Source organism: Rathayibacter sp. VKM Ac-2926, from assembly GCF_022815565.1.
GTDB classification, from domain to species: domain Bacteria; phylum Actinomycetota; class Actinomycetes; order Actinomycetales; family Microbacteriaceae; genus Rathayibacter; species Rathayibacter festucae.
Window position 1 is genome coordinate 14,215 of sequence record NZ_JALGRS010000009.1, and the last position, 13,284, is coordinate 27,498.

The window sequence follows — 13,284 nt, forward strand, 5'->3', positions numbered from 1 at the left end:
GGCGCTGCGGCGTGCCCCGGACCCGGTCCTCGCCGTCCGTGTCGCTCGTCCTTCGCTGCATCCGTCCTCTCCGCCCGCCCCCTTCCCAGGAGCCGCCCACCCATGTCCTCGATCCCGTCCGACCCCTCCTCACCCGGTCTCCGGCACGCCTCGCGGCGTCCGCGTCCGCTGCTCCGCCGACTCCTGTCCGTCCTCGCGACGGCCGTCGCCGTCGTCCTCGGGCTCACCCTGTCGACGGTCGCGGCGGCGTTCGCGCTCGCCGCGTCCCTGCCCTTCGCGATCGCCGTGTGGGTGGTCCTGTCCCTGCTTCTCGTCTTCCTGCTGGTCTCGGCCGTGCAGCGCCTGCTCCCGCGACGGCCTCGGCCGGTCCGCCGGTCGGTGCGCCTGCGCACCCCGCTGATCGTCGCCGCGGTCGCGACCGCCGCCATCGGCGCGCTCGCCGGCGGGACCGTGCTCGCGCCGATCGGCGGGTCGTCCGTCGGCTTCGGCCCGGTGGCCCCGCAGTACTGGGACCTCTCCACCGGCTCGCACGTCGCGTACTGGAAGACCCCCGCTCCCACTCCCGGGGGATCCGAGGTCCCGATCGTGTACGTGCACGGCGGCCCCGGCGGCTATGTCGCCGCCCTGGACTTCGACTTCCTGCCCGCCCTCGCCGAGACCGGCCACGACGTCTACCTGTTCGACCAGCCGGGCGCCGGCTACTCCGACGACCTGCCGATCCACGACTACTCGCTGGAGCGGTCCGTCGCCGACATCGACGCCGTCCGGTGAAGACGGGCGCGGATCGCGTGATCCTCGTCGGCCACTCGGCCGGGGCTACCTCGCCGCCGCCTACACCGCCAAGCACCCCGAGCACGTGGAGAAGGCGGTCCTCCTCTCCTCCGGGACCTACGACCCGTCGGAGGACGGACGGCGCGCGGTCGCCGAGGCGCAGGCGGCAGCCGATGCGCGGCCGGTCGAAGACCCGGCAGAGCGGGCGGAGCCCGCAGCGGAGGAGCCCGCTCCTCTCCCGCTGGGCGCTCAGCTGCGCGCGGCCGCCGGAGTGGCGCTTCTGCGGTCGGTCGGCCCGGACGCCGCCGTGAACCTGCTCCCGCAGGACGCCGGCAGGCGTGTGGCGGCGGCGTCGCTGGGCGAACCCGGCGGCATCAATTTCTACTCGAACCTGCTGCTGACCGACGACTTCCTGGCGCACTGGGCGATGACGCTCGAGCAACTCCACACGGTGGACGTGCCCACGCTGGTCGTGCGGGCGCAGGACGACTTCGTCGACTGGCGCGGCCAGCACGCCCTCGCCGAGGCGATCCCCGGCGCGCAGACGGTCTTCATCCCCGAGGGCGGGCACGCCCCCTGGGTGCGGGCTCGTGAGCGCAGCCTCGCCGCCGTGTCCGACTTCCTCCTGGACCGGGCGCAGCCGATCTACACCGGCGACACCGACCCGGGGCTGGCGGACGCTCCCGATCGCGGCTGACCGCCGCTCAGCGCAGGAGCTCGGCGGCTCCTGTCCGCAGGGCGTCGAGGCGGGCGGCGACCGCGCCGCGGCGGGCGTCGGCGTCGACCTCGTGCGACCAGGCGTCGAGGTAGAGCTTCACCTTGGGCTCGGTGCCGCTCGGCCGCGCGATCAGACGGGCGCCGTCGAGGGTGAACCGCAGCGCATCCGTCGGCGGCAGCGCTCCGCCCGCCGCGAGCAGGTCCTCCGTGCGCTGCACGGCGAGGCCGCCGATCTCGGCGGGCGGAGCGCTGCGCAGCCCCGCCATGATCCGGCCGATCTCGGAGAGATCGGTCACCCGGAGCGAGATCTGCTCCGAGCCGAACAGGCCGAAGCGCTCGGCGAAGGCGTCGAGCTCGTCGGCGATCGTGCGGCCCTCCGCGGCGAGCGAGGAGGCGAGATCGAGGAAGGCGAGCGCCGCCGAGATCCCGTCCTTGTCGCGGACCGTCTCCGGGTTCACGAGGTAGCCGAGAGCCTCCTCGTAGCCGAAGACGAGGTCCGGGACGCGGGAGATCCACTTGAAGCCGGTCAGCGTCTCCGCGAACTCCAGACCGTAGTCGCGGGCGACCGCTCCGAGCGCGGGGGAGGAGACGATCGAGCAGGCCAGCGCGCCGCCCGCCCGGCCCGCGGTGCGGGCGCGCTCGGCGGCGCGCCAGCCGAGCAGCGCGCCCACCTCGTTGCCGGAGAGCCGGCGGAAGCCGTCCTCGAGCGACGCGTCCGGGATCGCCGCGGCGAAGCGGTCGGCGTCGGGATCGTTGGCGACGATCAGCTGAGCACGGCCCGAGCGGGCCGTCGCGAAGGCGAGGTCGAGCGCCCCGGCCTCCTCGGGGTTGGGGAACGCCACCGTGGGGAACGCGGGATCGGGGTCGATCTGCTCGACGACCACGGCCGGCTCGTCGAAGTCGGCGGCGGAGAGCACGCGGTGCGCGGTCTCCCAGCCCACGCCGTGCATCGCCGTGTAGACGACGCGGAGCGGCGCCGACTGGCGGCCGACCGCCGCCGTCGCGGCGATGTAGGCGTCGACGACCGACTCGTCGGCGACGCGGTACTCGCCCCGGGGCAGCTCGGTGACGCGGCGCTCGGTCGCGACCGCGAGGATCCGCTCGGCGATCGCGGAGTCGACCGGCGGCACGATCTGCGAGCCGTCGTCGTCGCCGCCGAGGTAGACCTTGTAGCCGTTGTCCTGCGGCGGGTTGTGGCTCGCCGTCACCATCACTCCGGCGTCGGCGCCGAGGTGGCGGACGGCGAAGGCGAGCACGGGAGTCGGCAGCAGGCGGGGGAGCAGCACGGCGTCGGCACCCGCGCCGGCCATCAGGGCGGCCGAGTCCTCGGCGAAGACGCGGGAGTTCCTCCGCCCGTCGTAGCCGATGACGATCAGCGGGCGCTCGAGGCCCTGCGCGCGCAGATGGTCGGCGAGCCCGACGGCCGCCTGCGAGACGAGGACGCGGTTCATCCGGTTCGACCCGGCCGCGATCGCCCCGCGGAGCCCGGCGGTGCCGAAGGCGAGGCGCTCGCGGAAGCGGTCCGCCAGCTCGGCCGCGGCAACCGGGTCGCCGGCCGCGTCGGCGGTGAGCAGATCGACGAGCTCCTGCCGCGTCTCCGGGTCGGGGTCCTGGGCGAGCCAGTCCTCGGCGCGCGCGCGGACGTCCGCCGTCACAGCGCGCCCGTGATCCCGGCGAGGAGGCGGGCGAGGTCGTCCTCGGCGTTCCGCCCGGCCTCGAGGACCTCCTCGTGGCTCAGCGGCGTCTTCTGGATGCCCGCCGCCAGGTTCGTGATCAGCGACATGCCCAGCACCTCCATGCCCGCCTCGCGCGCCGCGATCGCCTCGAGGGCGGTCGACATGCCGACGATGTGGCCGCCGATGATCCGGGCCATCTGCACCTCGGCCGGGCTCTCGTAGTGCGGGCCGCGGAACTGCACGTAGACGCCGTCGTCGAGGTCGGCGCGGGTCTCGCGGGCCAGCGCGCGCAGGCGGGCCGAGTAGAGGTCGGTCAGGTCGACGAAGGTCGCGCCCTCGAGCGGGGAGTCCGCGGTGAGGTTGATGTGGTCGCTGATCAGGACCGGGGTGCCGGGCGTCCAGTGCTCCTTGATGCCGCCCGCGCCGTTGGTCAGGATCATCACCGAGGCGCCGGTCGCCGCGGCGACCCGGACGCTGTGCGCGACCCGGCGCACGCCGTACCCCTCGTAGTAGTGGGTGCGGGCGCCGATGATCAGCGCGCGCTTGCCGGTCGGCAGCAGCACGGAGCGGAGGCTCCCGCCGTGGCCGTGCACGGCCGACTTCGTGAAGCCGACGATGTCGGTCGCCGGGACCGTCGCGGTCGTCTCGCCGATCGCGTCGGCGGCCTTGCCCCAGCCGCTGCCGAGCGTGAGGGCGATGTCGTGCTTCTCGACGCCGGTCGCCTCGATGATCTGAGCGGCGGCCTCGGCGGCGATCGCGAAGGGATCGGCGTCGGCGGAGTCGAGCGGATTGGGGGTCTGGTCAGCCATTCCCCCACCCTATCCACGCGCGACGCGGGGGCGGGCGAGGCCCGCGGACCCTCCCGGACCCGCGTCGATTGGGCGAACTCCCAGCACGGGAGGACAATGGGAGGCATGCCTTACGAGTTCGAGCGCACGCAGCGGATCGCCGTCCTCGGAGGGGGACCCGGCGGCTACGAGGCCGCCCTCGCCGGAGCCCAGCTGGGCGCCGAGGTCACCCTCGTCGAGCGGGTCGGAGTGGGCGGCTCGGCCGTCATCACCGACGTCGTGCCGTCGAAGTCGCTGATCGCGACCGCCGAGGCCACGAATGCGATCGGCGAGGCCGCCGACCTCGGCGTGCAGTTCTTCACCCGCCACGAGCAGACGAACAAGCCGGTCCGCCCCGAGGTCGCGGTCAACCTCGCCACGGTCAACAAGCGCCTCCTCGGGCTCGCCCGCCAGCAGTCCGAGGACATGCGCGCGAACCTCGTGCACCACGGCGTGCGCATCGTGCAGGGCGACGGACGCCTTGACGGCTCGAACGCGCTGATCGTCGCGACCGCGCCCGGCGACGAGGGCATGGACTTCGACCGGATCGAGGCGGACACCATCGTCGTGTCCGTCGGCGCCAGCCCGCGCATCCTGCCGTCCGCCGCGCCCGACGGCGAGCGGATCATGAGCTGGACCCAGCTCTACAACCTCAAGACCGTGCCCGAGCACCTGATCGTCGTCGGCTCCGGCGTCACCGGCGCGGAGTTCGCCTCCGCCTACCGCGCGCTCGGCGCCAAGGTCACGCTGATCTCCTCCCGCGACCAGGTCCTCCCCGGCGAGGACGCCGACGCCGCCGCCGTGATCGAGAACGTCTTCAAGCGCAACGGCATGGTCGTGCTGTCCAAGTCGCGCGCCGACCGCGTCGAGCGCACCGAGACCGGTGTCCGCGCCGTGCTGTCCGACGGCCGCGTGGTCGAGGGCTCGCACTGCCTGATGGCCGTCGGCTCGATCCCGAACACCGCCGGCATCGGCCTCGAGGAGGCGGGCGTCCAGCTCACCGAGTCGGGCCACATCCGCGTCAACCGCGTCGCCCGCACCAGCGTCCCCTCGATCTACGCGGCCGGCGACTGCACCACCTTCCTGCCCCTCGCCTCCGTCGCCGCGATGCAGGGCCGCACCGGCGTCTTCCACGCCATGGGCGACGCGGTGAACCCCACCGAGGTGCGCAACGTCGCGGCGAACATCTTCACCCAGCCCGAGATCGCGACCGTCGGCTGGAGCCAGAAGGAGATCGAGGAGGGGCTCGCCCAGGGCGAGATCTACAAGCTCCCCCTCGCCGCCAACCCCCGGGCCAAGATGATGGGCATCCGCGACGGCTTCGTGAAGGTCTTCGCCCGCACCGGCTCCGGCACCGTCATCGGCGGCGTCATCGTCGCCCCCAAGGCCAGTGAGCTGATCTTCCCCCTCGCCCTCGCCGTCGAGCACCGCCTCACCGTCGACCAGGTCGCCCGCGCCTTCACCGTCTACCCCAGCCTCACCGGCTCCATCTCGGAGGCGGCGCGCGCCATGCACATCGTCGGCTGAAAGCCGACGGCAGTGTTCATTTCCGGGCCGCTCCCCGCGCGGCCCGGCGCAGTCGGCTTCGCGACGGGGTGCGTTCCGCAGAGCGGGCCGGGTCGCGCTGCCTCGAGTCGCTGGCACGCGGCTGTGCTCGTTCTGAGCCGCTCCCTGCGCGGCTCAGCGCGGTCGGCTTCGCGACGGGGTGCGTTCTGCAGAGCGTCTCGCGTCGCGCTGCCGAGAAACGCTGGCACGCGTTTCTCGGTCGCGGCGCTCTACCTTGCGTACGAGCGGCTCCGGCGGGTGCCCGACCCATGCTGATCGAGTAGAGCGTGGAGCGCGCGAATCGAGATCCGGCGCTGCCCGGGGCAGGGCGTCAGCTGTGGTGGGGGAGGCGGCATCCGACCGAGCTGTGGAGTGAGGGAGGGTCTCGATACGCCGCTGCGCGGCTACTCGACCAGCATGGGGCGGACGCGGTTCCTGCGGTCGCGCATCGGCCGTCCATGCTGATCGAGTAGCGCGTGGAGCGCGCGTATCGAGATCCGACGCTGCCCGAGGCGCGGCGTCAGCTGTGGTGGGAGCGGCGTTCACCCGCACTGCTGATCGAGGGAGGGTCTCGATATGCCGCTGCGCGGCTCCTCGACCAGCATGAACCCGCCGAGCCCTCCCGCGAGCAACGGCTCAGCCGGCCTGCGTGGAGCGGCCCGGCTCGCCCACGATCAGCGTCGGGCAGAGCGCGAGACCGAGAAACGCGTGTCAGCGTTTCTCGGCCGCGCGACGCGACCCGCTCTGCGGAACGCGCCACCTGAACGGGCCGACCGCGCTGAGCCGCGCGGGGAGCGGCTCAGGAGATGGACAGCAGCACGTGGCCCGAGGAGACCGTGGTGCCCGCCTCCGCGTTCAGGGAGCGGACGACGCCGTCCTTGTGGGCGGTGAGGGGCTGCTCCATCTTCATGGCCTCGAGGACGACGACGAGGTCGCCGGTGACGACGGTGTCGCCCTCGGCGACGGCGACCTTGACGATGGTGGCCTGCATCGGGGCGGTGACGGAGTCGCCGGTGACGGTGCTGACGGAGGCGGAGCCGCGGCGCTTGGGGGCGGCGGCAGCGGGACCGCGGGACGGGCCGGAGCCGACGAGGTCGCTGGGCAGGGTGACCTCGACGCGGCGGCCGTCGACCTCGACCACGACGCTCTGGCGGGCGGCCGGTCCGTCGATCGCGCCGGGCTCGCCGCTCCACGCCTCGATGGTGTTGTCGAACTCGGTCTCGATCCAGCGGGTGTAGATCGAGAACGGCTCGTCGCCGGCGGGGGCGAAGGCCGGGTCCTCGACGATCGCGCGGTGGAACGGCAGCACGGTGGGCAGGCCGGTGACCTCGAACTCGGCGAGGGCGCGGCGCGAGCGCTCGAGGGCCTCGGCGCGGGTCGCGCCGGTTACGATCAGCTTGGCCAGCAGCGAGTCGAACGAGCCGGAGATCACGTCGCCGGCGACGACGCCGGAGTCGACGCGCACGCCCGGTCCGCCGGGCGCCTTGAAGACGTGCACCGGGCCGGGGGCGGGCAGGAATCCGCGGCCGGCGTCCTCGCCGTTGATGCGGAACTCGAAGGAGTGGCCGCGGGGCTGCGGGTCGTCGTAGTCGAGCAGGCCGCCCTCGGCGAGGCGGAACTGCTCGCGGACGAGGTCGATGCCGGTGACCTCCTCGGAGACGGGGTGCTCGACCTGCAGACGGGTGTTCACCTCGAGGAAGGAGACGGTGCCGTCCTTGCCGATCAGGAACTCGCAGGTGCCGGCGCCGACGTAGCCGACCTCGCGCAGGATCGCCTTCGAGGCGCGGTAGAGCTCGGTGTTCTGCTCGTCGGTGAGGAACGGCGCGGGCGCCTCCTCGACCAGCTTCTGGTGCCGGCGCTGCAGCGAGCAGTCGCGGGTGGAGACGACGACGACGTTCCCGTCGGCGTCGGCGAGGCACTGGGTCTCGACGTGCCGGGGCTGGTCGAGGTACTTCTCGACGAAGCACTCGCCGCGGCCGAAGGCGGCGATCGCCTCGCGGGTGGCGGAGGCGAACATCTCCTCGACCTCGTCGCGCTCGCGGGCGACCTTGAGGCCGCGGCCGCCGCCGCCGAAGGCCGCCTTGATGGCGACCGGGAGCCCGTGCTGGTCGACGAACTCGAGCACCTCGGCGGCGCCCGAGACGGGGTTCAGGGTGCCGGGCGCGAGCGGAGCGCCGACCTTCTCGGCGACGTGGCGGGCCGAGACCTTGTCGCCGAGGCGCTCGATGGCCTCCGGCGACGGGCCGATCCAGACCAGTCCGGCGTCGATGACGGCGCGGGCGAAGTCGGCGTTCTCGGCGAGGAAGCCGTAGCCGGGGTGCACGGCGTCGGCGCCGGAGCGGCGGGCGACCGAGAGCAGCTTCTCGATGACGAGGTACGTCTCGGCGCTGGTCGTGCCGCCGAGCGCGTACGCCTCGTCGGCGAGGCGGCTGTGCACGGCGTCGCGGTCCTGGTCGGCGTAGACGGCGACGGAGGCGATGCCGCTGTCACGGGCGGCCCGGACGACGCGGACGGCGATCTCGCCTCGGTTGGCGATGAGCACCTTCGTGATACCTGGCATGGTCCCCAACCCTAGAGGGCGGCCCGCGGATGCCCGGCGCGGCTCACCACAAAGAAGGGCGAGCGCTTCGTCGGTTCCGCACAAGGGCGGCCGGGAGCGGGCGGTGTCAGCGGTTCCAGGGTGTCAGCGGTTCCAGAGCGACGGCCAGGACACCCCGAGCTCGCGGACGAGCGAGCGCAGCGTCGGCACGGACATCCCGATCACCGTCGACGGGTCGCCCTCGATCGCCGTGATGAAGCCGGCGCCGCGCCCGTCGATCGTGAACGCGCCGGCCACCTCGAGCGGCTCCCCGGTCGCGACGTAGGCGTCGATCTCGTCGTCCTCGACGTCCGCGGCGAAGGTGACGGCGGCGGAGGTGACCGCTCCGGTCTCGGCGACGATCCGCCCGCCGCGGTGGTCGATCAGCCAGTGGCCGGAGTGCAGGCGGCCGGTGCGCCCGCGCTGCGCCCGCCAGCGCTCGCGGGCGCGCTCGGGCTCGTGCGGCTTGCCGTGCACGACGCCGTCGAGCACGAAGGCGGAGTCGCCGCCGAGGACCAGGCCGTCGATCTCCGGCCCGAGGACGGCCGTCGCCTTGGCGCGGGCGAGCAGCGCCACGGTCGCGTCGGCGTCCAGCGCGGCTCCGCGCTCCCGCTCGGCCCGGGCGACGGCGGCCGGCTCGTCGACCTCCGAGGGGACGACCACGGGCTCGATCCCGGCGGCGCGCAGCAGTGCCAGGCGGGCGGGGGAGGTGGAGGCGAGGTGGAGGCGCACGAGGGCTCCCTGCGATCGGGCCCACGCTGTGGGATGCTCGACGGATGGCACAGACCCCGCCCCGCGCGTCCGACCGAGCCGCGGGGACCGGCGAGGCACTCGGGACCGAGATCGAGCTCGACATTAGCAACGTCGCCCACGGCGGTGTCTTCGTCGCCCGGCACGAGGGCCGGGTCGTCTTCGTCCCCGATGTGCTGCCCGGCGAGCGGGTCCGCGTGCGGGTCAGCGAGATCCGCCACGACAGCTTCTGGCGCGGTGAGGCGCTCGAGGTGCTCGAGGCGTCGCCGCACCGCGTCGAGCACGTCTGGGCGCAGGCGGGCATCGACCGCCGCCCCGAGGAGCGCGTCGGCGGCGCCGAGTTCGGCCACGCCGCGCTCGAGTACCAGCGCGAGCTCAAGCGCGCCGTGCTGGTCGACTCCTTCTCCCGCTTCGCCCGGCGCGAGGTCGACGTCGTCGTCGCACCGGTCGCGGGCGACGACGAGTCCGGCGGCCTCGGCTGGCGCACCCGCAACCGCCTGCACGTCGACGACTCCGGCCGCGTCGGTCCCTACGCCGCGCGCAGTCACCACGTCGTCGACGTCGAGGGCCTGCCGCTCGCGACCGCCGCCTCCTCGGCCGCGGCCCCGCTCGACCAGCGTCTGGCTCCGGGTTCCGTCGTCGACCTCGTCGACGCCGCCGGCTCGGACGGCGCGGCCGTGCTCGTGCACGACCCGTCCGACAAGCGCGCCAGGAGGGACCGCACGGTCGTCTCCGAGTTCGTCGCCGACCGCACCTTCCGCGTCGACCGCTCCGGCTTCTGGCAGGTGCACCGCGGCGCCGCGGCGACCCTCTTCGACGCGGTGCAGGCCGCCGTCGACGCCGGCGTCGCCGACGTCCGCGCCGCGAACCACGACCTCTACGGCGGAGTGGGGCTGCTCGCCGCCGCGCTCGCGGACCACCTCGGCGCCGGCGTCCGGGTCACGAGCGTGGAGAGCGACGCGCGGGCCACGGAGCACGCCCTGGAGAACCTCGCCGATCAGGTCGGTGCCCGCGCGGTGACCGCCCGGGTCGACCGCTACCTCCGCGACGCGCTCGCCCAGGCCGACGCCCGCGAGCGCGAGCGCTGGCGGGCCGCCACCGTCGTCCTCGATCCGCCCCGGGCGGGAGCCGGCCGCGCCGTGACCGACGCCCTCGTCGAGCTCGCGCCCGCGCAGCTGGTCTACGTCGCCTGCGATCCGGTGGCGCTCGCCCGCGACGTCGGCGCGCTCTCCGCGGGCGGCTACGAGCTCGAGCGGCTCGACGGCTTCGACCTCTTCCCGCACACCTCGCACGTGGAGGCCGTCGCCCGCCTCGTGCGCCGAGACACCTGAGCGCGGCGTCGCCAGCATGAGCCCGAGGGAGACCACCGATGACCGCTGAGTCCGCTGCCGCGCCGAGGGTGCGGGTCGCCATCGTGGACGACCACGAGTCCGTCCGCCTGGGTGTCGCCGCCGCCGTCGAGGCCGCGGGGATGCAGGTGGTGGCCGCGGCCGAGACGGTGCGCGCGCTCGAGGAGGTCCTCGGCGGCTCGGAGATCGAGGTGCTCGTCCTCGACCTCTCCCTGAACGACGGATCGAGCATCACGGCGAACGTCAAGTGGGGCCAGGTGCGCGGCTCGGCCGTCCTGGTCCACAGCATCGCCGACCGCGTGGTCGCCGTTCGCGAGGCGCTCGCGGCGGGCGCCGCCGGAGTGATCCCGAAGTCCTCTCCGATGTCGACCGTGGTCGCCGCGATCCGCACCGTCGCGCGCGGCGAGGTCCTGAACAATCTCGAGTGGGCGTCGGCGATCGACGCGGACGACGACTTCGCCCGCGCGGTGCTCGGGCGCCGCGAGCGCGACGTGCTGCACCTCTACGCCTCCGGCCTGCCGCTCAAGCTCGTCGCCGACCGCCTGCAGATCTCGGTGTCGACGGCCAAGGAGTACCTCGACCGGATCCGCGACAAGTACGTCGAGATCGGGCGGCCGGCCCCGACGAAGGTCGATCTGCTGCGCCGCGCCGTGGAGGACGGCATCCTGCCGGGCATCGATCCGGACGACGGCGATGCCGGGCGCTGAGGTCGTCCCCGCGCGCGCTCCGGCGAACCGCGAGCGCATCGACCGGATCATCAGCACGGTCGTCTCGTTCTTCGGCTTCGGCTTCGCGCTGCAGACCGTGCCGCCCATCCTCGGTCAGCTCCCGGTCCTGCGGCCCGAGGTCGCCTGGCCCGTGCTGGTCGTCGTCTTCGGCGCGCTCGGCGCCTCGGTGGTCACCGCGGTCGCACGGCGCGGGACGCAGGTCAGCGGCGCCGTCGTCGCCGCGTCGCTCCTGCTCGCGCTGCTGACCTGGCCGCTGACGATCCGCCCTGACGCCGTCCCCCAGGAGACGCCGTGGATCTGGTACCTGCTGACGATCGGCACGGCCTTCTGCACGATCGTCGCGCCGCTGCGGCTGGCGATCGTGTACGCCTCCGTCACCACGATCCTGTTCGGCGTCCTGCGCGTCCTCCCCTCGGGCGGCGGAGCGTCGCCCACCCGCGCCGCCCTCGACGCCGTCTACGTGGGCATCGTCGGCTTCGTCATGCTGGTGCTGATCACCGTGCTCCGGCAGTCGGCGGACCGGGTCGACCGTGCGCAGCGCACCGCGATGGAGCAGTACGAGGGGGCGATGCGCCAGCACGCCGGCGAGGTCGAGCGGGTCGAGGTCGACGCCCTCGTGCACGACAACGTGCTCGCGACCCTGCTCGCCGCGGCGACGGCCGAGTCGGGCGCCGAGCGCGCCCTCGTCTCCTCGATGGCGCGGAAGACGCTCTCGGTGCTGCTCCCGGACGAGGAGGCCGACCTCGACGCAGGAGAGGTGCCGCTGGAGCTGCTCGAGCGGCAGCTGTCGCACGCGGCCTCGACCTTCGTGGCGGAGTTCGGGGTCGTCCTCGACGGCGACGTCGACCCGCGGACGACGACGATGCCGCGACCGGTCGCGGAAGCCGTCCTCGGCGCGGTCTGGCAGGCCCTGACCAACAGCGTCCAGCACGCCGGTCCGAGCGACGCCGTCCGGCGATCGGTGCGCGGGCAGCTCTCGGCGTGCTCCGTCGAGGTCGTCGTCGAGGACGACGGCCGCGGTTTCCTCCTCGCCGACGTCCCGCGCGAGCGGCTCGGCATCCGGCTCTCGATTCTCGACCGGGTGCACCAGGTGCAGGGCTCGGCACGCGTCGACACCGTCCCCGGGGAGGGCACCCGGGTCGTCGTCCTCTGGCCCGCCGCGAAGGGCCGATCGTGATCGCCTACCCGCGCCCGCTGCTCTACGCGCTGGGCGGGGGCTTCTCGCTCTACCACGTCGTCCTCGCCTTCTTCTCCTACCGGCTGACACCCGCGACTCCCGCCGATCTGACGGCCGTCGCCGTCTACATCGCCGCCACCGTGATCGCCCTCCTGCCGAGCTCGACCACGCGGATGAACGCGGTGACCGCGTGGGCGATGGCGGGAGTGGCGGTGGGGCTGCCGCTGCTCGTCTCGCCGTCGCTGGACCCCGGTGCCTCCAACGGCTACTCCACCTGGTACATCGCGGCGGTCGGCACGCTCATGACGATCGTCTGCGCCCGTCGGCGCCCCCTGGCGGCGTGGACCGGGATGGCGTTCCTGATCGTGCACACGACGGTCTGGGCGGGTCCCGTCGCTCTGGCGACCCTCGGCGTCGTCGGCGGCATCGCCTGGGTCGGCATCGCGCAGCTCCTGATCATCGAGCTCGGCCGCGCCGGCTCCGAGGCGCGCGTGCTCGAGGCCGCCGAGCGGGCCGCCGCGTCGTGGCGCGCGGCGGAGGAGGCGCACCTCTCCGAGCGGGAGGTGCGGCTGGAGCAGACCCGCACCATCGCCTCCGAGATGCTGCTGCGCATCGCCACCAGCCCGGTGGGCCTCACCGATGAGGAGCGCCGCGAGTGCGCCCTGCTGGAGGCGTCCGTCCGGGACGAGATCCGGGGGAGGCGGCTGCTGGACGACGACGTCCGCCGGCTGGTGCTCGACGCGCGGCGGCGGGGCGTCACGGTATCGGTGCTGGACGACGGCGGGCTGGACCGGACCACGGAGGAGGAGAGCCGGCGGGTGCTGCGCGAACTCGCCCGGGCGCTCGGCGGCATCGGCAAGGGGGTCGACCGCGTCGTCGTCCGCACGGCGTCGGCGGACTCGCCGTCGGCGGTGACGGTCGTGGGCCTGCGGACCGCGGGCGACGGCAGCGCGGGCGCCCTCGGCTCGGACGACGCGGGCGACGAGGTGGACGCCTGGGTCGAGATCCGGCGCGACGAGCAGGGCGTCCTCGAGGACTGAACCGAGCCGTCCGCGCCGGTCGGTGCGCTGCGGATCCCCGGCGCGCCGAGCGACCCTGCGGCGGACGCGCCGTTAAAAGAGTGCGGCGGGCTGTCCACTCCTCCGAAGAGGGGGCCCAGCCCGCCG

At 74.0% G+C, this 13,284-nt stretch carries 10 protein-coding genes and 1 pseudogene; 7 read left to right on the top strand and 4 right to left on the bottom strand.

Translation table 11 applies throughout. From position 1 onward, the window contains the following. Positions 1 to 102: 102 nt before the first annotated feature. Positions 103 to 771 (top strand): alpha/beta fold hydrolase, encoded by a 669-nt coding sequence (locus tag MT351_RS20060; protein ID WP_279398333.1) that lies wholly within the window; start codon positions 103 to 105, stop codon positions 769 to 771. Positions 772 to 826: 55 nt separating this feature from the next. Beyond that, positions 827 to 1,468: pseudogene (locus MT351_RS20065) on the top strand (alpha/beta hydrolase); the annotation flags it as partial. Positions 1,469 to 1,475: 7 nt separating this feature from the next. Here the strand turns inward: MT351_RS20065 and MT351_RS13320 are convergent. Then, on the bottom strand, positions 1,476 to 3,143 hold the full coding sequence (locus MT351_RS13320; protein WP_243582395.1) for a phospho-sugar mutase: 1,668 nt from the start codon (positions 3,141 to 3,143) through the stop codon (positions 1,476 to 1,478). Next, positions 3,140 to 3,973: a purine-nucleoside phosphorylase gene (locus MT351_RS13325; RefSeq protein ID WP_243582396.1), complete on the bottom strand. Its 834-nt coding sequence runs from the start codon at positions 3,971 to 3,973 to the stop codon at positions 3,140 to 3,142. The genes MT351_RS13320 and MT351_RS13325 overlap by 4 nt, the downstream gene beginning before the upstream one ends. Positions 3,974 to 4,078: 105 nt before the next feature. Between MT351_RS13325 and MT351_RS13330 the strand changes: the two genes are divergently transcribed. Next, positions 4,079 to 5,518, top strand: coding sequence for an NAD(P)H-quinone dehydrogenase (locus MT351_RS13330; protein ID WP_127886072.1), 1,440 nt, complete (start codon positions 4,079 to 4,081; stop codon positions 5,516 to 5,518). Positions 5,519 to 6,335: 817 nt separating this feature from the next. On the opposite strand, the gene MT351_RS13335 is transcribed toward MT351_RS13330, so the two are convergent. Both MT351_RS13335 and MT351_RS13340 read right to left on the bottom strand, forming a co-directional pair. Beyond that, positions 6,336 to 8,096 carry a biotin carboxylase N-terminal domain-containing protein gene (locus MT351_RS13335; RefSeq protein ID WP_132435870.1) on the bottom strand — a complete coding sequence of 587 codons (1,761 nt, stop codon included), beginning with the start codon at positions 8,094 to 8,096 and terminating at the stop codon, positions 6,336 to 6,338. 123 nt (positions 8,097 to 8,219) lie between these two features. Then, entirely contained in the window at positions 8,220 to 8,846 is a 627-nt protein-coding gene (locus MT351_RS13340; RefSeq protein ID WP_132435869.1) for a nucleoside triphosphate pyrophosphatase, read from the bottom strand. A 44-nt stretch (positions 8,847 to 8,890) separates the two neighbouring features. On the opposite strand from MT351_RS13340, the gene MT351_RS13345 reads away from it, so the two are divergent. The 4 genes from MT351_RS13345 to MT351_RS13360 are packed head-to-tail and all read left to right on the top strand — an operon-like array spanning position 8,891 to position 13,158. After that, on the top strand, positions 8,891 to 10,195 hold the full coding sequence (locus MT351_RS13345) for a class I SAM-dependent RNA methyltransferase (RefSeq protein ID WP_132435868.1): 1,305 nt from the start codon (positions 8,891 to 8,893) through the stop codon (positions 10,193 to 10,195). A 38-nt stretch (positions 10,196 to 10,233) separates the two neighbouring features. Then, positions 10,234 to 10,920, top strand: a complete 687-nt coding sequence (locus MT351_RS13350; protein ID WP_123735213.1) for a response regulator — start codon at positions 10,234 to 10,236, stop codon at positions 10,918 to 10,920. Further along, positions 10,907 to 12,118, top strand: a complete 1,212-nt coding sequence (locus MT351_RS13355) for a sensor histidine kinase (protein WP_123735214.1) — start codon at positions 10,907 to 10,909, stop codon at positions 12,116 to 12,118. Before MT351_RS13350 ends, MT351_RS13355 begins: the two co-directional genes overlap by 14 nt. Beyond that, a complete protein-coding gene (locus MT351_RS13360) occupies positions 12,115 to 13,158 on the top strand; it encodes a hypothetical protein (protein ID WP_132435867.1) in 1,044 nt (347 codons plus the stop codon). Before MT351_RS13355 ends, MT351_RS13360 begins: the two co-directional genes overlap by 4 nt. The last annotated feature ends 126 nt before the right edge of the window (positions 13,159 to 13,284 follow it).